The sequence below is a fragment of the Thomasclavelia sp. genome (assembly GCF_047249845.1).
GTDB lineage: Bacteria > Bacillota_I > Bacilli_A > Erysipelotrichales > Coprobacillaceae > Thomasclavelia.
The window spans coordinates 2970-3491 of record NZ_JBKTWO010000104.1 but is presented as its reverse complement, the minus strand read 5'-3'; the positions used below and the strand labels follow the sequence as shown (position 1 = coordinate 3491).

The window sequence follows — 522 nt, the reverse complement described above, 5'->3', positions numbered from 1 at the left end:
CAATACGATCTTGTGTTTGCCTTCTTTGATGAAACATTAAACCCATATCATTATCTACACATGCAATAATTTTCATGATTTCACTTCCCAACATTTATTTTATTATATGATAAAAAGATATTCAACTAAAAGTCAAATATCTTTCTTTAGATAAAATATCATATTATTGTATTTATATTTGGATAATGATTGCTGATTTCAAAATCCTAAAAAAGGAAGGAAAATAGTCAATACAATTATGATATCTTAACTATCTATATAAAGCATGAAATATTTTAATTAAATTTTCATCTCTTTGCTTTATGGCTTCAACATCTTTTCCATTATGATAATCATAGAATCCCTGTTGGCATTTAACACCATATTCATGTTTCATATAGTGTTCTTTTAACTCTGAAGGAATTTCGTGGCTATCACATAAATCTTTCATTAAATAATCACTAATATGATAGAAAGTATCTAATCATCCAAAATATGAAACTTCTAATGGGCCTAATCAGGCATATCTAAAACCAAGGCCAT

General features: G+C 26.4%; 1 protein-coding gene. It reads right to left on the bottom strand.

Features of this window, described 5'->3' with window-relative positions:
* Nucleotides 1-250: 250 nt before the first annotated feature.
* Nucleotides 251-430, bottom strand: coding sequence for a hypothetical protein (locus ACLR9T_RS13585; protein WP_413110038.1), 180 nt, complete (start codon nucleotides 428-430; stop codon nucleotides 251-253).
* Nucleotides 431-522: the final 92 nt, after the last annotated feature.